This window comes from Rhizobium sp. UBA1881 (assembly GCF_002338015.1).
Lineage (GTDB): Bacteria > Pseudomonadota > Alphaproteobacteria > Rhizobiales > Rhizobiaceae > Rhizobium.
This window is the reverse complement of record NZ_DDHH01000094.1, coordinates 10536-31919: the sequence shown is the minus strand read 5'-3', so window position 1 is coordinate 31919 and position 21384 is coordinate 10536. Positions and strand designations below refer to the sequence as shown.

Genomic DNA, 21384 nt, shown 5'->3' with positions numbered 1-21384 from the left:
CCGGGTTTCTTTTTGAGCTTCGATGCGTCGAGATTAACGCTTGGAAACCGGAACGTAGTCGCGCTGCGCTTCGCCGATGTAGAGCTGGCGCGGACGGCCGATACGCTGCTGCGGATCTTCGATCATTTCGTTCCACTGCGCGATCCAGCCGACGGTGCGGGCAAGGGCGAACAGAACGGTGAACATGGTCGTGGGGAAGCCGAGAGCCTTGAGCGTGATACCCGAATAGAAGTCGATGTTCGGATAGAGCTTCTTTTCGATGAAGTATGGATCGGTCAGCGCGATGCGCTCGAGTTCCATGGCGACGTCGAGCAACGGATCGTCCTTGATGCCGAGCTCGCCGAGCACTTCATGCGTCGTCTTCTGCATGATCTTGGCGCGCGGGTCGTAGTTCTTGTAGACGCGGTGGCCAAAGCCCATCAGGCGGAACGGATCGTTCTTGTCCTTGGCGCGGGCGATGTACTCGGGGATCCGGTCAACCGTGCCGATTTCCTGCAGCATGTTGAGCGCTGCTTCGTTGGCGCCGCCGTGAGCCGGGCCCCAGAGGCAGGCAATGCCGGCCGCGATGCAGGCGAACGGGTTTGCACCCGAGGAGCCGGCGAGACGGACGGTGGACGTCGAAGCGTTCTGCTCGTGGTCGGCGTGCAGGATGAAGATGCGGTCCATGGCGCGGGCAAGCACCGGATTGACCACATATTCCTCGCAAGGAACGGCAAAGCACATGCGCAGGAAGTTTGACGCATAGTCGAGGTCGTTCTTCGGGTAAACGAAGGGCTGGCCGATGTGGTACTTGTAGGCCATGGCGGCGATCGTCGGCATCTTGGCGATCATGCGCAGCGAAGCGACCATGCGCTGGTGCGGATCGGTGATGTCGGTGCTGTCGTGGTAGAAGGCCGACAGAGCGCCGACGCAGCCACACATGACGGCCATCGGATGCGCGTCACGGCGGAAGCCAGTGAAGAAGCGGCTCATCTGCTCGTGCACCATTGTGTGGTGCGTCACGCGATGGTCGAAGTCCTTCTTCTGCGCAGACGTCGGCAGTTCGCCGTAGAGAAGCAGGTAGCAGACTTCTAGAAAGTCGCCCTGTTCGGCCAACTGCTCGATCGGGTAACCGCGATGGAGCAGAACGCCCTCGTCGCCATCGATATAGGTGATTTTCGATTCACAGGATGCGGTCGAGGTGAAACCAGGATCGTACGTGAAGGAAGCCGTGTTCTTGTAGAGGGCGCCGATATCGATGACATCAGGGCCGATCGTGCCGCTCTTGACCGGAAGGTCGACTGTTTTCTCACCGAGTTTCAGTGTTGCGCTTTGATCCGTCATTCTGATCCTCCAAACTGGCGGTTGGCGCCTTAAAAGCGCCATAGGGTTAAGCGTCGTCTGCGATAGCTATATGATCGCGCGCCTAATGCCAAGTTACCGTGATGCCATTTTGTGCATCGCAGTATCAACTTTTAAGCACTCCAGCGATGTCGTCTCCGCATAGCGGAAGTCAATGATAAACCTGACATTTTTGATGGTTTTATTTCCCGTTTGAATTCAAACGATTATAGTTGCGTTTCGGTTCCGCTGGCCTCATTCTGATTGCAGTTCAGGGTGGCTTTCGGGTGTCGTTGCATGCCGGGGTTGAATGCCAGTCACGTCGTTTTGATGCCACCCGAAGCGGCGCAAATTGCCAATTTGCCGGCCGTAACAGGGCAAAATGCCCGTGCCATAATGACGCGCGCGCCATTGACGCAGTCGACGTCAGGTTTTCTGAGTCGCGCAAGCCGCCAGATCCACCGCCAGACCGCAGCCGCCCGGCAGGCATTCGGCACGGAATTCGATCACGGCCGCTTTTTCCTGGCGTCGCCCATCTTCCTTGGCGCTGGCGCCATCGCCTGGTTCCGCCTTGCTGTCGATATCCAGCCCGTGCGGCTTCTCGCCTGGGCTATCCTCTTCGGTCTCGTCTTTGTCTTGGCGGGCTCGGCGCGCGTCGCAACACGCCGTGTGGCGATATCAGGCCTGCTCGTCGTCCTCGGCATGTTCGCGGCGCAGCTCGAGACCTGGCGCGCTGATACCGTCGTTCTCGATACAGCGGTGACGACGACTGTGACCGGCCGCGTGGAACGGCGCGAGGGAGATGACAATGGGCGCTGGCGCTATATCGTCAGGGTAACGCGCACGGACGAGCCGAGCCTCAAGCGTCCGCCGCAGCAGGTCTCGCTCGTCGCGCGTGCCGGCGAGCCCGTCCGGGTCGGTGGCTGGTTGACCGGTCGCGTGCGCCTGACGCCGCCGGCCGGACCGGCATTGCCCGAACTCAACGATTTCGCCTTCTCTGCCTATTTCGACGGCATCGGTGCCAACGGCTTCTTCTACGGCATCCCGCAGCCCGTCCCATCGCAGGCGGGCGGTGCCAGTCTCTCCGCCGCCGATCGAGCCATGGAATGGCTCTACGGTATGCGCAGCAGCATAGGCGACCGCATCCGCAGCATCCTGCCCGGCGATACCGGCGCCTTCGCCGCCTCGCTGGTCACCGACGAGAGACGTGCCATCTCCAACGAGACGACCGAGGCGCTGCGCCAATCTGGCCTCGCACACATCGTCGCGATCTCGGGCCTCAACATGGCGCTGTCGGCCGGTATCTGCTTTGTCGGGCTGCGCCTGTTCTTCGGCCTCTTCCCCGGTTTCGCGCAGGCCTATCCGACCAAGAAGCTCGCCGCCGGCAGCGCTCTTGTGGCGCTGACGGCCTATTACATGATCTCGGGCTTCGCCGTCTCCGCCGAGCGCGCCTTCATCATGATGGCGATCATGCTGGTGGCAGTGCTGTTCGATCGCCCCTCAATCAGCCTGCGCAACATTGCGCTCTCGGCGCTGCTGATCATCCTGATGTCCCCATCGGAGGTGCTGGGCCCAAGCTTCCAGATGTCCTACGCCGCGACGCTGGCGCTGGTCGCAGGCTTTGCCGTCTGGACCAGGAGGAGGCACCGCGAGAGCGTCTTTCTCACGCACCCCGCAATTAAGCCGGTCATGGTCACGTTCCGCTTCTTCGGCGGCATCGCGCTGACCTCGATGATCGGCGGTTTCTCGACAGCGCTGTTTTCGATCGAGCATTTTCACCGGCTGAGCGGCTATGGCCTTCCGGCTAACCTGCTCGCCATGCCGGTCATCTCCTTCATCGTCATGCCCTTCGGAATGCTCGCGATGTTGGCAACGCCATTTGGCCTGGATGCGCCGCTGTGGAGCGTCGCCGGCTTCGGGCTCGATCTGGTGATCGACATCGCCAAGATGGTGTCCGGCTGGGGCGGCAGTGTCGATATCGGGCGGATCCCCGAGTGGTACTTCGCGATCGCCGTGCTCGGCTTTCTTATATGGGGGCTGATGCGCACACGCCTGCGATGGATCGGCGCTACGGTTGCCGCGATCGCAACCCTCGTCGTTGTCCTGCTCCCGGCCGCCCCCACGCCAGAGCTTGTCGTCTCCGAGGACGGAAGCCTCGTGGCATCGGTCAAGAGCGACAGCCTCGCCAGCAACCGCGAGCGACCGCCCGACTTCATCTTCGGGCAATGGCAGCGCGCACTCGCGATCGAAGACCACAAGCCGCCCGATATGCTCGACGGCGAGGCCTTGTCCATTCCGAGAAGAGGTGAGCCACGACCAAGGCTGACGCCGAAACAACAACGCGAATCCCGCGCCATGATGCGCGCTGCAGCGGCCTCCACAAACGACAATCGCTTCCAGTGCCTCAAGACGGCCTGGTGCGTAACGGCACTCGACAGCGGCTACCTCATCGCGACGCTCGAAAACGCCGCCTATCTCGGCCCCGCCTGCGACGTGGCCGATATCGTCATCACGCCCGTCCGGCTTCGCCAAGCGACATGCCGCTCCGGCGCCATGCTGTTGACCGGCGAGACCCTCAGGCGATCGGGAGCCGTCGAAATCCGCATCGACGAGCAGGGGGCACCGGTCGTCAAAACAGCCTATGCAAGCCTCAGCCGTCCCTGGATGCGCCATCGCGCCTATGACTGGCGCAACGACAGCTTCAGCGATAACTCGTCACCACTCAGTGATATCGGCGAATAAGCCCGACTAGCTTGCCCTGAACCTTGACGCGGTCAGGCCCGAAAATGCGCGTTTCGTAAGCCGGGTTGGCGGCCTCAAGCGCGATCGAGGCGCCCTTGCGGCGGAAGCGCTTCAGCGTTGCCTCTTCATCGTCGACAAGCGCCACGACGATATCGCCGGGGTTGGCGGTATTGCCGTTGCGGATGATGACGGTGTCGCCGTCGAAAATGCCGGCTTCGATCATCGAGTCGCCCTTGACCTCGAGCGCATAGTGCTCGCCGGCGCCGAGCATATCGGCGGGGACGGTGATGTCGTGGGTGTTGTTCTGGATCGCCGAGATCGGCACACCGGCGGCGATCCGGCCCATGACGGGAACGGACGCCGAGTTACCGTTGTCGGCGCTCGGCGCTGCCTTCGGGGCAGGGGCTGCTGCCACCGGCTGCGGCTTTCCGAGGCTGCCCTCGATGACGCTCGGCGAAAAGCCGCGTCGCGGCTGCAGGCTCGGATTATAGGCTTCCGGCAACTTGATGACCTCGAGCGCGCGCGCCCGGTTTGGCAGCCGGCGAATGAAGCCGCGCTCTTCCAGCGCCGTGATCAGCCGGTGAATGCCGGATTTTGATGCGAGATCGAGTGCATCCTTCATTTCGTCAAAGGATGGCGGAACGCCCGACTCTTTCATCCGCTCATGAATGAACAGAAGCAGTTCTTGTTGCTTGCGTGTCAGCATCGAAATGAACCCCAGAGTCGTGAAACAAAGCCAGAACGGACACTATATGTTCCATATGTGTTCCGCAAGTGCCTAAATTTTCGTAAAACTTGGCTCGGAATCGTCGCGATTTTGCACTTCATTCGATTTAACCGCGCTCGCCTCTTGCATTGTGGCGAAAGCCAGCGCACATCTCTGCCGATTTCGGGAGGATTTGCTGATGCGTGACCCCCATCCTCTGGACCACGTGGTGCTGCCGGTCGTCAATATCGAGATGGCGCGCGAGCGCCTGGGCAAGCTCGGTTTCACCGTCGCCGCCGATGCGCGGCATCCATTCGGCACCGAGAATGCCTGCGTCTTCTTTGCCGACAAGACCTACCTCGAGCCGCTCGGCGTCGCCAGTCTGGAGACCTATGAGGCTGCCATCGGCGACGGCAACGTTTTCACCGCTCGCGACCGCGCCTTTCGCTTCCGCTGCGGCGACGACGGCTTGTCGGCTATCGTCTTCGGCACGCCGGATGCCGATAGCGATCACGCCCGCTTTACTGCCGATGGCATGAGCGGCGGCGAGATGCTGCAATTCGCCCGGCAGATGAAGATGCCGGATGGTTCCGAGGCGACCGCCGCTTTCCGCCTGGCTTTCGCGGCCGATCTGCGCGCGCCCGATTTCTTCCTCTTCGCCTGCCAGCGCGTCAACCCACTGCCCAGCGACCGCAAGGCGTTGGAAACGCATGCGAACGGCGTCTTGGGCATTCTGTCGATCGTGCTCTCTTCCTCCGATCCCAGGGCCTTCGCGCCGCTGTTGCAGTTGGCGTCGGATGCGCAGGCGACCCGCGAGGAGGCATTCGGTGTCAGCCTCGATGCCGGCAACGCCCGTATCAATATCCTGTCGCCGGATGGCTTGAACGCTTACTACGATCTCTCCGAGCCCAAGGCCGATCGCGGCCTGCGCGGCGCGGCGATTGTCTTTTCCGTTGCTGATCTCGCCGTGACAGAGGCGCATTTGGCTGCTAACGGGATCACCTATACACGCAAGAACAATCGAATTCTGGTGAAGGCCGCACCCGGCCAGGGCGCGCTCTTCGCCTTCGAGGAGAAACAATGACTGAAACCAATTCCGAAGTGGCCGTTGGCGAAGGCGCCGGCCGTGTGGTGTTTTCCAACGCCGGCAAGCTGTCGCTGATCGCCGGCCCCTGCCAGATGGAAAGCCGCGACCATGCCTTCATGATCGCCGGCACGCTGAAGGAGCTCTGCGACAAGCTCGGCATCGGCCTTGTCTACAAGTCCTCCTTCGATAAGGCCAACCGCACGTCGCTGTCGGCCCAGCGCGGCATCGGGCTTGAAACGGCGCTTGAGGTGTTCGCCGATCTCAAGAAGGAATACGGTTTTCCTGTCTTGACCGACATCCACACCGAGGAGCAGTGCGCCGAAGTCGCCACTGTCGTCGATGTGCTGCAGATCCCGGCCTTCCTTAGCCGGCAGACGGACCTGCTGGTCGCCGCCGCCAAGACCGGCCGCGCCATCAACGTCAAGAAGGGCCAGTTCCTGGCGCCTTGGGACATGAAGAACGTGCTTGCCAAGCTGAATGCCAGCGGCAACCCGAACATCATGCTGTGCGAACGCGGCGCTTCCTTCGGCTACAACACGCTGGTCTCGGACATGCGCTCGCTGCCGATCATGGAAGCCATGGGTGCGCCTGTTGTTTTCGACGCGACCCATTCGGTGCAGCAGCCGGGCGGGCAGGGCGGCTCCAGTGGCGGCCAGCGCGAATTCGTGGAAACGCTCGCGCGTGCGGCTGTCGCCGTCGGTGTCGCCGGTGTGTTCGTCGAGACGCACGAAGATCCCGACAATGCGCCGTCGGATGGCCCGAACATGGTCTATCTCAAGGATATGCCGCGCCTGCTCGAGAAGCTGCTGGCCTTCGACGCCATCGCCAAGGGCTGACGTTCAAACGACTGACACGTTCGTGTATTAGGCCAACCACGAATAATGCGGCGAAGCATGCGCAAAACGGCCCCAAACTGGCATTGTAATTTGCGCATCTTCGATTAAAGACGAATTTCAAACGATTTATCCACCCTCAAGCAGAGAAGAGCCGATGACCGCTATTACCGATATTATCGCCCGCGAGATTCTCGACAGCCGTGGTAATCCCACCGTCGAAGTCGATGTCTATCTCGAAGATGGCAGCATGGGCCGCGCCGCCGTTCCGTCGGGCGCATCGACCGGAGCGCACGAAGCCGTCGAACTCCGCGATGGTGGCAAGCGTTATCTCGGCAAGGGTGTCGAAAAGGCCGTCGAAGCCGCCAACACGGAAATCTTCGACGCCATCGGCGGCATCGACGCTGAAAACCAAATCCAGATCGACAACATCATGATCGAACTGGACGGCACGCCGAACAAGTCGCGCCTCGGCGCCAACGCCATCCTCGGCGTTTCGCTGGCCGTTGCCAAGGCTGCCGCTGAAGCTGCCGGCCTGCCGCTCTACCGCTACGTTGGTGGCGCTTCCGCGCACCTCCTGCCGGTTCCGATGATGAACATCATCAACGGTGGCGCGCATGCCGACAACCCGATCGACTTCCAGGAGTTCATGATCCTGCCGGTTGGCGCTGATTCCATCCGCGAAGCCGTTCGCATGGGCTCGGAAGTCTTCCACACGCTCCGCAAGGAACTCGCGGCCCAGGGTCACAACACCAACGTTGGCGACGAAGGCGGTTTCGCACCGGGTCTGAAGAGCGCTCCGGAAGCCCTCGATTTCATCATGAAGTCGATCGAGAAAGCCGGCTACAAGCCTGGCGAAGACATCCACCTCGGCCTCGACTGCGCCTCGACCGAATTCTTCAAGGACGGCAAGTACGTTCTCGAAGGCGAAGGCCGCACGCTGGAGCCGGGCGCAATGGCTGAATACCTGGCGCAGCTCGCCGCTCAGTACCCGATCATCTCGATCGAAGACGGCATGGCTGAAGACGACTGGGATGGCTGGAAGGCTCTGACGGATCTGGCCGGCAAGAAGGTTCAGCTGGTCGGCGACGATCTTTTCGTCACCAACTCGGCTCGCCTGCGCGATGGTATCAAGATGGGCGTCGCCAACTCGATCCTCGTCAAGGTCAACCAGATCGGTTCGCTGACGGAAACGCTCGACGCGGTCAACACCGCGCACAAGGCAGCCTACACCGCTGTCATGTCGCACCGTTCGGGCGAAACCGAAGACTCGACGATCGCCGATCTCGCCGTTGCCACGAACTGCGGCCAGATCAAGACCGGCTCGCTGTCGCGTTCGGATCGTCTTGCCAAGTACAACCAGCTGATCCGCATCGAAGAAGGCCTCGGCCCGCAGGCCCAGTACGCCGGCCGTTCGATCATCCGCGGCTAAGTCGTCTTATTTCAAGCATTTGGAACCCGCGCTCTCGTGAACTGATCCCCGAAGTTGGATTGCCAACTTTCGGGGGCAGTTCATGACGGCGCGGGTTTTTTGTTGCGCCGCGTTCATAGTCAACGGACGGTTAATCTCTACCCGGTAGTCTCTTGGTCAAGGGTAATGCGTTTCGAGAATGCGTGTATGTGGACCAAGCATCATAAGAAGAAAAAGATCGGCCGTTTCGTCATCCCGGCGATGACGGTCGCGTTTCTCTCCTACTTCGGCTACCATTGCATCCATGGCGACTACGGCCTGCGCGCGACCGAAGTGTTCGAGCGTCAGCGCATCACGCGCGAAAGAGAGCTGGCCGTGCTTAAAAATAAGCGCGAACACCTTGAAAAGCAGGTGGCGCTCCTAAGTGATGGTTCCATGGACAAGGACATGCTGGATGAGAAGGCTCGCCTTCAGCTGAACTTCTCCCGCGCCGACGAGATCGTCATATTCAATCATTATTCGAATTAACCGGATTCAGGTTAATCGAAATAAATTGATATTTATCAACAGCTTGTGCCAGAATATGAGCCATGCATTTATGGCATTGCTGTGGCGAAATTTCTTCCCTATGGTGCGCACCACCCAAGAACCGATAAACCCATAGGGAGGGTTGAATGGCTCCGCGAAAAAACGCGACCGTTTCCAGCCGTAAGACAAGCGCAAAGCCTGCAGCCAAGGCATCGAATGGTGGCCCGGTGGCCGATTTCGATCGTGACGAAGAGCTCAAGGCCTATCGCGAAATGCTGCTCATCCGCCGTTTCGAAGAGAAGGCGGGCCAGCTTTACGGCATGGGCTTCATCGGCGGTTTCTGTCACCTCTATATCGGCCAGGAAGCTGTCGTCGTCGGCATGCAGATGGCGCAGAAGGAAGGTGACCAGGTCATCACCGCTTACCGCGACCACGGTCACATGCTGGCAACCGGCATGACCGCACGCGGCGTCATGGCCGAGCTGACCGGCCGCATCGACGGCTACTCCCGTGGCAAGGGCGGCTCGATGCACATGTTCTCCAAGGAGAAGCATTTTTACGGCGGTCACGGCATCGTCGGCGCCCAGGTGTCGCTTGGCACCGGTCTCGCCTTCGCCAATCGCTACCGCGGCAATGACAGCGTCTCGATCGCCTATTTCGGCGACGGCGCCGCCAACCAGGGCCAGGTCTACGAGAGCTTCAACATGGCTGCTCTCTGGAAGCTCCCGATCATCTACATCATCGAGAACAACCGTTACGCCATGGGCACGTCCACGGCCCGTGCCACGGCACAGTCGAACTACTCGCTGCGCGGTTCCGGCTTCGGCATCCCCGGCGTCCAGGTCGACGGCATGGATGTTCGCGCCGTCAAGGCTGCGGCCGACGAGGCGCTCGAGCATTGCCGGTCCGGCAAGGGTCCGATCATTCTCGAAATGCTGACCTATCGCTATCGCGGTCACTCCATGTCCGACCCGGCCAAGTATCGCTCCAAGGAAGAAGTGCAGAAGATGCGCTCCGAGCAGGATCCGATCGAACAGGTCAAGGCACGCCTCATTGAAAAGGGCTGGGCCTCAGAGGACGATCTCAAGGCGGTCGACAAGGACGTTCGCGACATCGTCGCAGATAGCGCCGACTTCGCCCAGGCCGCACCGGAGCCGGATGCATCCGAGCTCTACACCGACATTCTGCTGTAATCGGGGAGGGTAGACCCATGCCAATCGATATTCTCATGCCCGCCCTCTCTCCGACGATGGAAGAAGGCACGCTGTCCAAGTGGCTGAAGCAGGAAGGTGACAAGGTCACCTCCGGCGACATCATTGCCGAAATCGAAACCGACAAGGCGACGATGGAAGTCGAAGCCGTCGACGAAGGTGTCATCGGCAAGCTGCTCGTTGCCGCCGGCACCGAAGGCGTCAAGGTAAACGCCAAGATCGCTATTCTCCTGCAGGACGGCGAATCCGCATCCGACATCTCGGCTGCACCTGCTGCCGCCGCACCGGCCGCCGCCGAAGCACCAAAGGCTGCTGAAGCGCCCGCCGCTGCCGCAGCTCCCGTTCCGGCCGAGCCCAAGGCTCAGGTTCCGAACGATCCTGAAATCCCCGCCGGCACCGAAATGGTCTCCATGACCGTGCGCGAAGCGCTTCGCGACGCCATGGCCGAGGAAATGCGCGCCGACGACAATGTCTTCGTCATGGGCGAGGAAGTGGCCGAATACCAGGGCGCCTACAAGGTGACCCAGGGCCTGCTGCAGGAATTTGGCGCCCGCCGCGTCATCGACACCCCGATCACCGAGCACGGCTTTGCCGGCGTTGGCGTCGGTGCCGCGATGTCCGGCCTGAAGCCGATCGTCGAGTTCATGACCTTCAACTTCGCCATGCAGGCGATCGACCAGATCATCAACTCCGCTGCCAAGACGCTCTACATGTCCGGCGGCCAGATGGGTGCTCCGATCGTGTTCCGTGGCCCGAACGGTGCCGCTGCCCGCGTCGGCGCCCAGCACAGCCAGGACTACTCGGCCTGGTACAGCCAGATCCCGGGCCTCAAGGTCGTCATGCCCTACACGGCATCCGACGCCAAGGGCCTGCTCAAGGCCGCGATCCGCGATCCGAACCCGGTCGTCTTCCTTGAAAACGAAATCCTCTACGGTCAGCACTTCGACGTGCCGAAGATGGACGATTTCGTTCTCCCGATCGGCAAGGCCCGCATCCACCGTCAGGGCAAGGACGTCACGATCGTCTCCTTCGGTATCGGCATGACCTATGCCACCAAGGCCGTCGCTGAACTCGAAAAGATCGGCATCGACGTCGAACTGATCGACCTGCGCACGCTGCGTCCGATGGACCTGCCGACCGTGATCGAATCGGTCAAGAAGACCGGCCGTCTCGTTACCGTCGAGGAAGGCTACCCGCAGAACTCGGTCGGTACCGAAATCGCCACCCGCGTCATGCAGCAGGCTTTCGATTACCTCGATGCGCCGGTTCTCACGATCGCCGGCAAGGACGTTCCGATGCCTTACGCCGCCAACCTCGAAAAGCTTGCGCTGCCAAGCGTCGACGAAGTCGTCCAGGCCGTGAAAGCCGTCTGCTACAAGTAACAAGGGAAGGGTATTTCGATGCCTATCAACATCACGATGCCTGCCCTGTCTCCGACCATGGAAGAGGGCAACCTCGCCAAGTGGCTGGTCAAGGAAGGCGATACGGTTAAGTCTGGCGATGTCATCGCCGAGATCGAAACCGACAAGGCGACGATGGAAGTCGAAGCGGTCGACGAAGGTGTCGTCGCCAAGCTCGTCGTTCCCGCCGGCACTGAAGGCGTCAAGGTCAATGCCTTGATCGCCGTTCTGGCCGCCGATGGCGAAGACGTCGCCGCCGCCGCAAGCGGCGCGGGTTCGGCTGCTCCGGCACCGAAGGCTGCCGAAGCGCCGAAGGCCGAGGCGAAGACCGAGGCCGCTCCGGCTCCAGCGGCTGCCCCGACACCGGCAGCGGCGCCTGCCGCTGCTTCCACGGGCGGCAACCGCACCTTCTCCTCGCCGCTCGCGCGTCGCCTGGCGAAAGAAGCCGGTATCGATCTCGCAGCTGTCGCAGGCTCCGGCCCGCATGGCCGCGTCGTCAAGAGCGACGTCGAGGCCGCCGTCGCTGGTGGTGGTGCAAAGGCTGCATCTGCCGCTGCTCCGCAGGCTGCCGCATCGACTCCGGCCGCAGCACCGAAGGGCGCATCCGACGAGACCGTTCTCAAGCTGTTCGAGCCGGGTTCCTACGAACTCGTGCCGCATGACGGCATGCGCAAGGTCATCGCCAAGCGTCTGGTCGAATCCAAGCAGACCGTGCCGCACTTCTACGTCACCGTCGATTGCGAGCTCGATGCGCTGCTGGCGCTGCGCGCCCAGCTCAACGACGCCGCTCCCCGCAAGGAGGGCGCGCCGGCCTACAAGCTGTCGGTCAACGACATGGTCATCAAGGCCATGGCGCTTGCTCTGCGCGACGTTCCGGATGCCAACGTCTCCTGGACCGAAGCCAACATGGTCAAGCACAAGCACGCCGATGTCGGTGTTGCTGTCTCGATCCCGGGCGGCCTGATCACCCCGATCATCCGCAAGGCCGAGGAAAAGACCTTGTCGGCGATCTCCAACGAGATGCGCGACCTCGGCAAGCGTGCCAAGGACCGCAAGCTGAAGCCTGAGGAATATCAGGGCGGCACTTCGTCGGTCTCCAACATGGGCATGATGGGCGTCAAGCACTTCGCAGCCGTCATCAACCCGCCGCACGCAACGATCCTCGCGGTCGGCGCGGGCGAGCAGCGCCCCGTCGTCAAGAACGGCCAGCTGGCTGTTGCAACAGTGATGACGGTTACGCTGTCGACCGACCATCGCTGCGTCGATGGCGCATTGGGCGCGGAGCTGCTGCAGGCGTTCAAGGGCTACATCGAAAACCCGATGGGCATGCTTGTCTGATCAAACGGCGGAGGCGGAAATGACGAAGACCGTTCTTTGCTATGGTGATAGCCTGACCTGGGGTTATGACGCCGCTTCCGTTGGTCGTCATGAGTACAAGGATCGTTGGCCGAGTGCGCTTCAGGCTGCACTCGGCAACGAGGTCCGGGTTATCGCCGAGGGATTGAACGGTCGTACCACCGCCTTCGACGACCATCTCGCTGATTGCGACCGCAACGGCGCCCGCGTCCTGCCGACCATCCTTCAGACGCATGCGCCGCTCGATCTCGTCATTCTGCTCCTCGGCACCAACGACATGAAGAATGTCGTGGCAGGATCGGCCTTCGCCGCCTGCCAGGGCATCGCCCGGCTGGTGCGGCTGGTCCGCAACCACGCCTGGCCGTTCGATTCCGACGTGCCGGATATCCTGATCGTCGCGCCACCGAGGATCTGCGAAACGGCCAACGTGCCCTTCGCGGCCTCCTTCATCGGCGGTATCGAGGAATCGGCGATGTTGGCTACGCTCTATCGGGATCTCGCAGACGAGCTCGGCTGCGGTTTCTTCGACGGCAATTCGGTCGCCAAGACGACGCCGCTCGACGGCATCCATCTCGACGCCGAAAATACCCGCGCTCTCGGGCGCGGCATGGAATCGACCGTGCGGATGATGTTGGGGCTTTGACGGTGGCGTCTTTCGTGACGCTGCGTCCCGCCACACGGGATGACGCGGCCGAACTGGCGATCCTCTCGGACATTGCCTCGCATGGCTTCGCGTCCTGGCTCTGGCTGGGTGAGCTCGGCGGCACCGGAAGCGATACGCCGATGGAGCTTGGCCGGCTGAAGATGCGTCAGGACGAAGGCTACGGCACATGGCGCCACGCGGTGCTGGCCGAAGCCTACGGCGAGACGGCGGGCGCGGCGATCGGTTACGCGCTGGGCGAGGACGTAAAGAATATGGAGGTCGACCGCGTGGCTTTGCAGCCGGTGATCGATCTGCAGAAGATGGTTGTTGGCAGCTGGTTCATTGCAACGCTCGGCGTCTATAGCCATCTGCGCGGCATCGGGATTGGCCGGGAAATACTTAAAGGTCAGATCGACAGGGCAGGGATGCTGCCGGTCAGCCTGATCACCGCAAGTGACAATGAAGCGGCTTTGTCGCTTTACAAGAAGAATGGATTTTCGGAAGCGGCGCGCCAGAAGGCGATGTCTCTTTTCGAAAGCAGCAGGAAACACGAGTGGGTGCTTCTCACCCGCGACGCCCGATAACAAAGGCAGGAAAACATGGCTGAGAATTACGACGTCATCATCATCGGCTCCGGTCCCGGCGGCTATGTGGCCGCTGTGCGCGCCAGCCAGCTCGGTCTCAAGACAGCGATCGTCGAGCGCGAGCACCTGGGCGGCATCTGCCTGAACTGGGGCTGCATCCCGACCAAGGCGCTGCTGCGCTCGGCCGAAGTGCTCGACCACGCCAACCACGCCAAGGACTACGGCCTCGTTCTCGAAGGCAAGATGAGCGCCGACGTGAAAGCCGTTGTCGCCCGCTCGCGCGGTGTCTCCGCGCGTCTCAATGGTGGCGTCGGCTTCCTGATGAAGAAGAACAAGGTCGATGTGATCTGGGGCGAAGCCAAGATCACCAAGCCGGGCGAGATCGTCGTCGGCAAGTCCTCCAAGCCTGTCGTCGAGCCGCAGAACCCGGTTCCGAAGAACGTCAAGGGCGAGGGCACCTACACCGCCAAGCACATCATCGTCGCGACAGGCGCCCGTCCGCGCGCGCTGCCCGGCATCGAGCCGGATGGCAAGCTGATCTGGACCTACTTCGAGGCGATGAAGCCGGCAGCCCTGCCGAAGTCGCTGATCGTCATGGGCTCCGGCGCCATCGGCATCGAGTTCGCGAGCTTCTACCGCTCGATGGGCGTCGACGTCACCGTCGTCGAAGTCATGCCGACGATCATGCCGGTCGAGGACGTCGAAGTCACCGCGATCGCGCGCAAGCAGCTCGAGAAGCGCGGCATGAAGATCCTCACCAGCGCCAAGATCACCAAGGTCGAAAAGGCCGCCGATAGCCTGACCGCCCATGTCGAGACGGCTGACGGCAAGGTCCAGCAGATCACCGCCGACCGCATGATCTCGGCCGTTGGCGTCCAGGGCAACATCGAAAACCTCGGCCTCGAAGCTGTCGGCGTCAAGACCGACCGCGGCTGCGTCGTCATCGACGGCTACGGCAAGACCAACATCGCCGGCATCTACGCCATCGGCGACGTCGCCGGCCCGCCGATGCTTGCCCACAAGGCCGAGCACGAAGGCGTCGTCTGCGTCGAAAAGATCGCCGGCCTGCCGAATGTTCACGCCACCGACAAGGGTAAGGTCCCTGGCTGCACCTACTGCCACCCGCAGGTCGCCTCTGTTGGTCTGACCGAAGCCAAGGCCAAGGAAGCCGGCCGTGACATCCGCGTCGGCCGCTTCTCCTTTGCCGCCAACGGCAAGGCGATCGCGCTCGGCGAAGACCAGGGTCTCTGCAAGGTGATCTTCGACAAGAAGACCGGCGAACTGCTCGGCGCGCACATGGTCGGCGCCGAAGTCACCGAACTCATCCAGGGCTTCGTGGTCGCCATGAACCTGGAAACGACCGAAGAAGAACTGATGCACACCATCTTCCCGCATCCGACGGTTTCCGAAACCATGAAGGAAGCGGTTCTGGATGCTTACGGTCGCGTCCTCAACGCTTGATAATTTTCTTCGCCGCTCTCTATGACGGATTGAACCACGTTCAATTGCGGACTGGAAAAAGCGAAAGGAAATCATCATGTCTATGGGTACGCAGGCACTCGTCATCTTCCTCCTGATCGGTCTGGTCGCGGGCTTCCTCGCCAGCCTGATCGTTGGCGGAGGCGGATTGATACGGTGCCTGCTCAGCGGCATCATCGGCGCGTTCGTCGGAGGCTTTCTCTTCAACGCGCTGGGGATCAACCTGGGCATAGACAGCGCCATCGTGGTGCAGATTATTCACGCCACGGTCGGCGCCATCATCGTGGTGTTGATCGCAAGGGCGATAGCTTGAGGGGATAGGACTGCATGGAAGGTGTGGGCTGGATTACGGCGATCATCGTCGGCGGCTTCGCGGGCTGGCTCGCGGGCATTTTGATGGGCATACGCTTCGGCGTTTTGATGAACATCGTCATCGGCATCGTCGGTGCCGTCATCGCCAGCGCGATCTTCAACCGCGCCGGCATCTATGTCGCCAGCGGTTGGCAGGGTTACCTTGTGACGGGTTTCATCGGCTCTTGTATCTTGCTATTTCTGGCAAAACTCGTCAGACGCTGACGAAAGAGGCCGTTTCGGCGGTTTGAAGGCAGGTTATTGATGGTAACTATTCTCGACAGGATCAATCCAAACGCTGAAAAGCGCGTGCGGCACCCGGAAAAGGCGCATCGCCCGGACACGGAAGTCATGCGCAAGCCGGACTGGATCCGCGTCAAGGCGCCGACCTCCAAGGGCTACGCCGAAACCCGCTCGATCGTGAAGGAGCACAAGCTCGTCACCGTCTGCGAGGAAGCCGGCTGCCCGAACATTGGCGAGTGCTGGGACAAGAAGCACGCGACCTTCATGATCATGGGCGAGATCTGTACGCGCGCCTGTTCCTTCTGCAACGTCGCGACCGGCAAGCCGAACGCGCTCGACATGGCCGAGCCCGAGAGCGTTGCGAAGGCCGTCAAGGAGATGGGCCTCAGCCACGTGGTCATCACCTCGGTTGACCGCGACGATCTGGAAGACGGCGGCGCCGAGCACTTCGAGAAGGTGATCTGGGCGATCCGCGCCGCGTCGCCGACGACCACGATCGAAATCCTGACGCCCGACTTCCTGAAGAAGCCAGGCGCCTTGGAGCGCGTCGTCGCCGCCAAGCCCGACGTCTTCAACCACAACATGGAAACCGTGCCGGGCAACTATCTGACCGTCCGCCCCGGTGCCCGCTACTTCCACTCCGTACGCCTGCTGCAGCGGGTGAAGGAACTGGACCCGACCATGTTCACCAAGTCAGGCATCATGGTCGGCCTCGGCGAGGAGCGCAACGAAGTGCTGCAGCTGATGGACGACCTGCGCGTCGCCGACGTCGACTTCCTGACGATCGGCCAGTACCTGCAGCCGACCCGCAAGCACCACGCGGTCATGAGCTACGTCACGCCCGAGGAATTCAAGTCCTACGAGACGGTCGCCTACACCAAGGGCTTCCTGATGGTCGCCTCCAGCCCGCTGACCCGCTCCTCGCACCACGCCGGCGACGACTTCGCCCGCCTGCGCGCCGCGCGTGAGAAGAAGCTGCTGGTGGCTGCGGAGTAATCAGGCTGCCGACGATGGATTGATATCCGTATCGTTTTCCGATACGGATATCGGATGATCGTTGGCTTTCGCAACAAGCAGACTGAAGGCCTTTTCCTGCGACGCGATGCCCGCCATTTCCCGGCGGATGTCGTTGAGCGGGCGCGACGGAAGTTGATGGCACTCGACGCTGCGATAAGCCTTGATGATTTGCGGGTTCCGCCAAGCAATCGTCTCGAAGCCCTGAAGGGCAGCCGGGCCGGCCAGCATTCCATCCGTGTCAACGATCAGTGGCGCATATGCTTCGTCTGGAAAGACGGCAATGCAGATGATGTCGAATTCTGCGACTACCATTAGGAGGTGCGGATGCAGATCATTCCTGTCGACCCCATCCATCCCGGTGAAATTCTCAAAGAGGATTTCCTGAAGGAATACGGCATCTCCGCCTACAAGGCGGCGGAGGACATGGGAATTCCGCGCACGCGGATCGAAAGGGTGCTGCGCGGCGAAAACGGCATTACAGCAGACACGGCGTTGCGTCTGTCCCGCTATTTCAACAACAGCCCGGAATTCTGGCTCAATCTGCAGCGCACCTATGACCTTGCGGTCGCGCGTCGGACCGCCGGCGACCTCAACGGGATCACCCCCATCGAGGCGGCCTGATATCCCCGCAATCAGACAAGAGGCCATCGTGTTGCAACAACCGAAGCATCGGCTGAAGGTCACTGATCTCGGTGAGGCGGCCGAATTCCTGAAGCGCGCCGACCGGATCGTCATCTTCGGCTCATCAGGTGGCGGCAAGAGCACGCTGGCGCAGAAGATCGCGCGCATCCTTGGTGTCCGCTACGTTTCCATGGACCGCGAGGTATTCTGGCTTCCAGGATGGGTATCGAGGCCGAGGCCTGAACAGCGGGAGATCATCGCCAGGATCGTGAACGAGGACCGCTGGATCATCGACGGCAATAATCCGAGAACGCTCGATCTCAGGCTGCCGCGCACCGATGTCATCCTGTGGGTGAGGGTGTCGCGCTGGCTCTGCCTTTGGAGCATCTTCAAGCGCGGCATCGTCTATCGCGGCAGAACGCGGCCCGACATGGCGCCTGGGTGCCAGGAACAGTGGCCGGACCGGGAGTTCATCTCCTATGTCTGGAATTTCGAGAGGGACGACGTGCCCGAATTCATGGAAGGCATACGTCTGCATGGCACTGATGTACCACTCGTCGAATTGAGGAGCAGGGCGCAGATGGGACAACTGCTTCAGCGTCTGGAAGCCATCGGCTAGGATGAAGGCTTGACTCGGTCTTTGCTTGCGGGAGGGAAAGACATGCCGAATTTCGTCACCGATATCACCAGTGCCGCGGACCTCGTCAGCCACGCCGACCGCATTCTCGTGATCGGCTGCTCCGGCGGCGGCAAGACCACGCTGTCGAGGCGGCTTGGAGCGCAGCTTGAGCTGCGGCATATCTCGATGGATCGCGACTTCTATTGGCTGCCCGGTTGGGTGAAACGGCCGAAGGCCGAGGAGCGCGCGATGATCGCCGCCGCGGTCGCCGAGGAGCGGTGGCTGATGGACGGCACCGGCGCTTCGACCTTCGATCTCAGGATGCCGCGCACCGATATGGTGCTCTGGGTGCGCTTGCCGCGCTGGCGGTGTCTGCTCGGTGTCACCACAAGGTGGCTTCGTTGGCGGGGCAAGGCGCGGCCGGAGATGGCGCCGGGTTGCCCGGAAAGGCTGGATGGCGAGTTCCTGACCTACATCTGGAACTTCGAGCGACGGTGGGCGCCACTCATTCTCGCTGGCATCGAGCGATACAAGCCCGATGTGCCCGTCCTTCAGTTGAAATCGCACCGTGAAATGCGCCGCCTTCTTGATCTTCTTGGCGCGCCCGCTTAACTGCCGGTCATGCCTCAGTTCGAAACGCACCGCCCCGTCCCGCATTCCGCAGACCAGATGTTCGATCTCGTTGCCGATGTCGAGAAATACCCGCAATTCCTGCCGCTGTGCGAAGGGCTTGCGATCCGCAGTCGCAAGGAGCGCGATGGCAAGGTTCTGCTCATCGCCGACATGACGGTCGGCTACAAGGCGATCCGCGAGACCTTCACGACGCAGGTGCTGCTGAACAAGGCCGAGCGCGTCATAGACGTCAAATACATCGACGGTCCCTTCAAGTACCTCGACAATCGCTGGCGCTTCGAAGACACGGCGTCGGGCTCGACCGTCCATTTCTTCATCGATTACGAGTTCAAGAGCCGCATCCTCGGCGCTTTGATGGGCTCGATGTTCGACCGCGCCTTCCGGATGTTCACCGAAGCCTTCGAAACGCGCGCCGGCAAGATCTACAGCTGATCCGGCTTACTGCGGCCCGAGCTGCCGGATCATCGCCAGCGCCGTCCTGACGGTGGCGAGACGAACCTCGCCGCGACCGATATCGCCATAAAGCATCCTGTTGTGGATGAGGTCACCGTGCCGTGACTTGGCGGCGAGGTGCACCAGGCCGACAGGCTTTTCCGCCGATCCACCGCCTGGCCCGGCAATACCCGTGACCGCGACGGCGATCGATGCCCGCGAGCGGAAGAGGGCGCCATGCACCATCTGCCGCGCCGTTTCTTCCGATACCGCGCCGAAGCGCGCAAGCGTCGCTTCCTGAACGCCCAGCATCTCCATCTTCGCGGTGTTCGTGTAGGTGACGAAGCCGCGGTCGACGACTGCGGACGAGCCCGCAATTTCCGTGAGCGCGCCGGCGATCAGCCCGCCGGTACACGATTCCGCCGTCGACACCATCAATCCCGCCGCCCCGAATGTCCTGATAATGGCTTCGGCCTCAGACAGGATATCAGCGGGAAAGAGGCTCATTGGCTGATCTCCTGATAGACGACGGTGGCGGTGGCGATGGCGGCGATCCCTTCGCGGCGACCGACGAAGCCGATCGTCTCGTTGGTCGTCGCCTTGACCGAGCAGCGGTCGATCGAGATGCCGAGAAATTCCGAAAGCATGGCGCGCATCGTGTCGCGGTGTGGGCCGACCTTCGGCGCTTCCGCAATCAGCGTCACGTCGGCGTTCATGATGGTGCCGCCGCGCTCGCGCACGATCTTGGCCGCATGCTCGATGAAGATGCGCGACGGCGCACCTTTCCATTGCGGGTCCGACGGCGGGAAGTGGTCGCCGATATCGCCGGCGCCGCAGGTGGCAAGCAGCGCGTCCGTCAGCGCATGCAGCGCGACGTCGGCGTCTGAGTGGCCCTTGAGCTTCTGGTCGTGCGGAATGAACACGCCGCAGAGCGTCACGCCGTCGCCCGCCTCGAGCTGGTGCACGTCGTAGCCGTTGCCGGTGCGCACATCGGGAAGGCGTGTGCTGGAAAGTCTCTGGTCGGCCATTGCGATATCGCGCCTCACTGTCAGTTTTACATTGTCGGCCATGCCCTCGACGATCGTAACGGGATGGCCGGCCCATTCGGCGATCGCCGCGTCGTCGGTAAAATCGTTGCGATCGGCGGCCGCCGCGTTCTCATGCGCGGCAAGGATGATGCCGAAATCGAAGGATTGCGGCGTCTGCGCGGCATAGAGCTGCGCGCGGGGCACTGTTTCGACCACGATGCCGGATTGATCGGCGCGCTTCAGCGTATCGGCAACCGGCATGGCCGGCAGCACGGCAGGCGCGCCTTCAGCCAGCGTGGCCGCGACGCGGTCGAGCAGATCGTGATCGAAGAAGGGTCTTACGGCGTCGTGGATCAGGACGTGGGTGATCCCCTTGTCCTTCAGATGCCGAAGCCCTGCGAGCACTGATTGCTGGCGCGTCGCGCCGCCATGGACTGTCGCGATCGGCAGCTCGGAGGTGACACCAGCGGTTGCCTTCGTAAACAACGCCTCGTCATCGGCGTGAATCACGGCGACGATCTCGGTCGCCTGAGGCCATGTCGCGAAAAGTTCGAGCGTGTGGGCAATGACGGGCCGGCCACCGATCCGGCGATATTGCTTTGGGCCTTCGACGGATGCGCCGGCGCGCTCGCCCCGGCCTGCGGCCACCACGATAATTCCGATCGATATCGGTTGCTTTTGATGCATTTGCGGCATAAATCCCCAAAAAGCAGAATTTCTGGAGGTGCTCTAACGGCTTGGCGCACCGAATTCCAGCATTTGCCCGAAAAATATCAAACCGGGCACTTCCCCCTTGGCAAGTCTTTTAAATCTGTCTAAAAATAGTGCACCTGCTTAGCGTGCCTGAAAGATAATCAGTTGTCTGACATACACCTCGCATCTCCTTTGTGCATCGGAACCGTTGCGGTGCGCAACCGTATCGTGTTGGCGCCCATGTCCGGCGTCACCGATATGCCGTTCCGTCAATTGGCCTGGCGCCATGGCGCGGGGCTGGTGGTGACCGAGATGGTGGCGAGCCGCGAACTCGTCAACGACACCGAGCAATCCTGGGCGCGGCTGAAGACGGCCGGCTTCAATCCGCACATGGTTCAGCTTGCCGGTCGTGAAGCGCACTGGATGGCGGAAGGCGCGAAGATCGCC

The 21384-nt window shown here is 61.7% G+C and carries 24 protein-coding genes; 19 read left to right on the top strand and 5 right to left on the bottom strand.

The features are described 5' to 3' along the window. Positions 1–33 precede the first annotated feature (33 nt). A complete protein-coding gene (gene gltA / locus B3605_RS11870; RefSeq protein ID WP_112945686.1) occupies positions 34–1323 on the bottom strand; it encodes a citrate synthase in 1290 nt (429 codons plus the stop codon). A 327-nt stretch (positions 1324–1650) separates the two neighbouring features. On the opposite strand from gltA, the gene B3605_RS11865 reads away from it, so the two are divergent. Further along, a complete protein-coding gene (locus B3605_RS11865) occupies positions 1651–4062 on the top strand; it encodes a ComEC/Rec2 family competence protein (protein ID WP_409457175.1) in 2412 nt (803 codons plus the stop codon). Here B3605_RS11865 and lexA read toward each other — a convergent pair. Beyond that, complete coding sequence (lexA, locus tag B3605_RS11860) at positions 4043–4768, bottom strand: transcriptional repressor LexA (RefSeq protein WP_112945684.1); 726 nt, start codon at positions 4766–4768, stop codon at positions 4043–4045. The genes B3605_RS11865 and lexA overlap by 20 nt on opposite strands. Before the next feature lie 199 nt (positions 4769–4967). On the opposite strand from lexA, the gene B3605_RS11855 reads away from it, so the two are divergent. The 13 genes from B3605_RS11855 (at position 4968) to lipA (ending at position 16890) form a co-directional block, all read left to right on the top strand. Then, positions 4968–5852: a VOC family protein gene (locus B3605_RS11855; RefSeq protein ID WP_112945683.1), complete on the top strand. Its 885-nt coding sequence runs from the start codon at positions 4968–4970 to the stop codon at positions 5850–5852. Then, positions 5849–6691, top strand: a complete 843-nt coding sequence (gene kdsA, locus B3605_RS11850) for a 3-deoxy-8-phosphooctulonate synthase (RefSeq protein WP_112945682.1) — start codon at positions 5849–5851, stop codon at positions 6689–6691. Before B3605_RS11855 ends, kdsA begins: the two co-directional genes overlap by 4 nt. Before the next feature lie 154 nt (positions 6692–6845). Then, positions 6846–8120: a phosphopyruvate hydratase gene (gene eno, locus B3605_RS11845; RefSeq protein WP_018899992.1), complete on the top strand. Its 1275-nt coding sequence runs from the start codon at positions 6846–6848 to the stop codon at positions 8118–8120. Positions 8121–8306: 186 nt separating this feature from the next. Then, on the top strand, positions 8307–8627 hold the full coding sequence (locus B3605_RS11840; protein ID WP_018899991.1) for an FtsB family cell division protein: 321 nt from the start codon (positions 8307–8309) through the stop codon (positions 8625–8627). 146 nt (positions 8628–8773) lie between these two features. Further along, positions 8774–9820 carry a pyruvate dehydrogenase (acetyl-transferring) E1 component subunit alpha gene (gene pdhA, locus B3605_RS11835; RefSeq protein WP_018899990.1) on the top strand — a complete coding sequence of 349 codons (1047 nt, stop codon included), beginning with the start codon at positions 8774–8776 and terminating at the stop codon, positions 9818–9820. Positions 9821–9837: 17 nt separating this feature from the next. Beyond that, entirely contained in the window at positions 9838–11220 is a 1383-nt protein-coding gene (locus B3605_RS11830; RefSeq protein WP_112945681.1) for a pyruvate dehydrogenase complex E1 component subunit beta, read from the top strand. An 18-nt stretch (positions 11221–11238) separates the two neighbouring features. Beyond that, on the top strand, positions 11239–12576 hold the full coding sequence (locus B3605_RS11825) for a pyruvate dehydrogenase complex dihydrolipoamide acetyltransferase (protein ID WP_112945680.1): 1338 nt from the start codon (positions 11239–11241) through the stop codon (positions 12574–12576). A gap of 19 nt (positions 12577–12595) precedes the next feature. Then, complete coding sequence (locus tag B3605_RS11820; protein ID WP_296433987.1) at positions 12596–13237, top strand: SGNH/GDSL hydrolase family protein; 642 nt, start codon at positions 12596–12598, stop codon at positions 13235–13237. Positions 13238–13239: 2 nt separating this feature from the next. After that, positions 13240–13821, top strand: a complete 582-nt coding sequence (locus B3605_RS11815; RefSeq protein ID WP_162725386.1) for a GNAT family N-acetyltransferase — start codon at positions 13240–13242, stop codon at positions 13819–13821. A 15-nt stretch (positions 13822–13836) separates the two neighbouring features. Beyond that, positions 13837–15282 (top strand): dihydrolipoyl dehydrogenase, encoded by a 1446-nt coding sequence (lpdA, locus tag B3605_RS11810; protein ID WP_112945677.1) that lies wholly within the window; start codon positions 13837–13839, stop codon positions 15280–15282. 76 nt (positions 15283–15358) lie between these two features. Next, positions 15359–15613, top strand: coding sequence for a GlsB/YeaQ/YmgE family stress response membrane protein (locus tag B3605_RS11805; RefSeq protein WP_018899984.1), 255 nt, complete (start codon positions 15359–15361; stop codon positions 15611–15613). Between the two features lie 14 nt (positions 15614–15627). After that, positions 15628–15876, top strand: coding sequence for a GlsB/YeaQ/YmgE family stress response membrane protein (locus tag B3605_RS11800; protein ID WP_112945676.1), 249 nt, complete (start codon positions 15628–15630; stop codon positions 15874–15876). 39 nt (positions 15877–15915) lie between these two features. Further along, positions 15916–16890, top strand: a complete 975-nt coding sequence (lipA, locus tag B3605_RS11795) for a lipoyl synthase (protein WP_037178038.1) — start codon at positions 15916–15918, stop codon at positions 16888–16890. On the opposite strand, the gene B3605_RS25875 is transcribed toward lipA, so the two are convergent. Continuing rightward, positions 16891–17265, bottom strand: coding sequence for a hypothetical protein (locus tag B3605_RS25875; protein ID WP_422662601.1), 375 nt, complete (start codon positions 17263–17265; stop codon positions 16891–16893). On the opposite strand from B3605_RS25875, the gene B3605_RS11785 reads away from it, so the two are divergent. Genes B3605_RS11785 through B3605_RS11770 form a run of 4 tightly spaced genes read left to right on the top strand, consistent with a single transcriptional unit; the run spans position 17236 to position 19216 of the window. Continuing rightward, positions 17236–17532 (top strand): HigA family addiction module antitoxin, encoded by a 297-nt coding sequence (locus B3605_RS11785; RefSeq protein WP_112945675.1) that lies wholly within the window; start codon positions 17236–17238, stop codon positions 17530–17532. The two genes, B3605_RS25875 and B3605_RS11785, sit on opposite strands and share 30 nt — an antisense overlap. 31 nt (positions 17533–17563) lie before the next feature. Beyond that, positions 17564–18151 (top strand): AAA family ATPase, encoded by a 588-nt coding sequence (locus B3605_RS11780; protein ID WP_296434024.1) that lies wholly within the window; start codon positions 17564–17566, stop codon positions 18149–18151. Positions 18152–18193: 42 nt separating this feature from the next. Next, on the top strand, positions 18194–18763 hold the full coding sequence (locus tag B3605_RS11775) for an AAA family ATPase (RefSeq protein ID WP_112945673.1): 570 nt from the start codon (positions 18194–18196) through the stop codon (positions 18761–18763). Between the two features lie 9 nt (positions 18764–18772). Then, complete coding sequence (locus B3605_RS11770; RefSeq protein WP_112945672.1) at positions 18773–19216, top strand: type II toxin-antitoxin system RatA family toxin; 444 nt, start codon at positions 18773–18775, stop codon at positions 19214–19216. A gap of 6 nt (positions 19217–19222) precedes the next feature. On the opposite strand, the gene B3605_RS11765 is transcribed toward B3605_RS11770, so the two are convergent. Next, entirely contained in the window at positions 19223–19723 is a 501-nt protein-coding gene (locus B3605_RS11765) for a CinA family protein (protein WP_112945671.1), read from the bottom strand. Continuing rightward, positions 19720–20940, bottom strand: coding sequence for a bifunctional 2-C-methyl-D-erythritol 4-phosphate cytidylyltransferase/2-C-methyl-D-erythritol 2,4-cyclodiphosphate synthase (locus tag B3605_RS11760; RefSeq protein WP_112945670.1), 1221 nt, complete (start codon positions 20938–20940; stop codon positions 19720–19722). Before B3605_RS11760 ends, B3605_RS11765 begins: the two co-directional genes overlap by 4 nt. A 237-nt stretch (positions 20941–21177) precedes the next feature. Here B3605_RS11760 and B3605_RS11755 point away from each other — a divergent pair. Next, a partial coding sequence (locus B3605_RS11755) for a tRNA-dihydrouridine synthase (protein ID WP_296434021.1) occupies positions 21178–21384 on the top strand: 207 nt, incomplete at its 3' end.

Coding starts and splice junctions, on each gene's coding strand:
- gltA (WP_112945686.1), bottom strand. CDS start 1,323: ATGACGGATCAAAGCGCAACACTGAAACTCGGTGAGAAAACAGTCGAC.
- kdsA (WP_112945682.1), top strand. CDS start 5,849: ATGACTGAAACCAATTCCGAAGTGGCCGTTGGCGAAGGCGCCGGCCGT.
- lipA (WP_037178038.1), top strand. CDS start 15,916: ATGGTAACTATTCTCGACAGGATCAATCCAAACGCTGAAAAGCGCGTG.
- B3605_RS11765 (WP_112945671.1), bottom strand. CDS start 19,723: ATGAGCCTCTTTCCCGCTGATATCCTGTCTGAGGCCGAAGCCATTATC.
- B3605_RS25875 (WP_422662601.1), bottom strand. CDS start 17,265: ATGGATGGGGTCGACAGGAATGATCTGCATCCGCACCTCCTAATGGTA.
- B3605_RS11805 (WP_018899984.1), top strand. CDS start 15,359: ATGTCTATGGGTACGCAGGCACTCGTCATCTTCCTCCTGATCGGTCTG.
- B3605_RS11800 (WP_112945676.1), top strand. CDS start 15,628: ATGGAAGGTGTGGGCTGGATTACGGCGATCATCGTCGGCGGCTTCGCG.
- B3605_RS11865 (WP_409457175.1), top strand. CDS start 1,651: ATGCCACCCGAAGCGGCGCAAATTGCCAATTTGCCGGCCGTAACAGGG.
- B3605_RS11825 (WP_112945680.1), top strand. CDS start 11,239: ATGCCTATCAACATCACGATGCCTGCCCTGTCTCCGACCATGGAAGAG.
- B3605_RS11855 (WP_112945683.1), top strand. CDS start 4,968: ATGCGTGACCCCCATCCTCTGGACCACGTGGTGCTGCCGGTCGTCAAT.
- B3605_RS11785 (WP_112945675.1), top strand. CDS start 17,236: ATGCAGATCATTCCTGTCGACCCCATCCATCCCGGTGAAATTCTCAAA.
- lpdA (WP_112945677.1), top strand. CDS start 13,837: ATGGCTGAGAATTACGACGTCATCATCATCGGCTCCGGTCCCGGCGGC.
- B3605_RS11840 (WP_018899991.1), top strand. CDS start 8,307: ATGTGGACCAAGCATCATAAGAAGAAAAAGATCGGCCGTTTCGTCATC.
- pdhA (WP_018899990.1), top strand. CDS start 8,774: ATGGCTCCGCGAAAAAACGCGACCGTTTCCAGCCGTAAGACAAGCGCA.
- eno (WP_018899992.1), top strand. CDS start 6,846: ATGACCGCTATTACCGATATTATCGCCCGCGAGATTCTCGACAGCCGT.
- B3605_RS11775 (WP_112945673.1), top strand. CDS start 18,194: ATGCCGAATTTCGTCACCGATATCACCAGTGCCGCGGACCTCGTCAGC.
- B3605_RS11770 (WP_112945672.1), top strand. CDS start 18,773: ATGCCTCAGTTCGAAACGCACCGCCCCGTCCCGCATTCCGCAGACCAG.
- B3605_RS11760 (WP_112945670.1), bottom strand. CDS start 20,940: ATGCCGCAAATGCATCAAAAGCAACCGATATCGATCGGAATTATCGTG.
- B3605_RS11830 (WP_112945681.1), top strand. CDS start 9,838: ATGCCAATCGATATTCTCATGCCCGCCCTCTCTCCGACGATGGAAGAA.
- lexA (WP_112945684.1), bottom strand. CDS start 4,768: ATGCTGACACGCAAGCAACAAGAACTGCTTCTGTTCATTCATGAGCGG.
- B3605_RS11820 (WP_296433987.1), top strand. CDS start 12,596: ATGACGAAGACCGTTCTTTGCTATGGTGATAGCCTGACCTGGGGTTAT.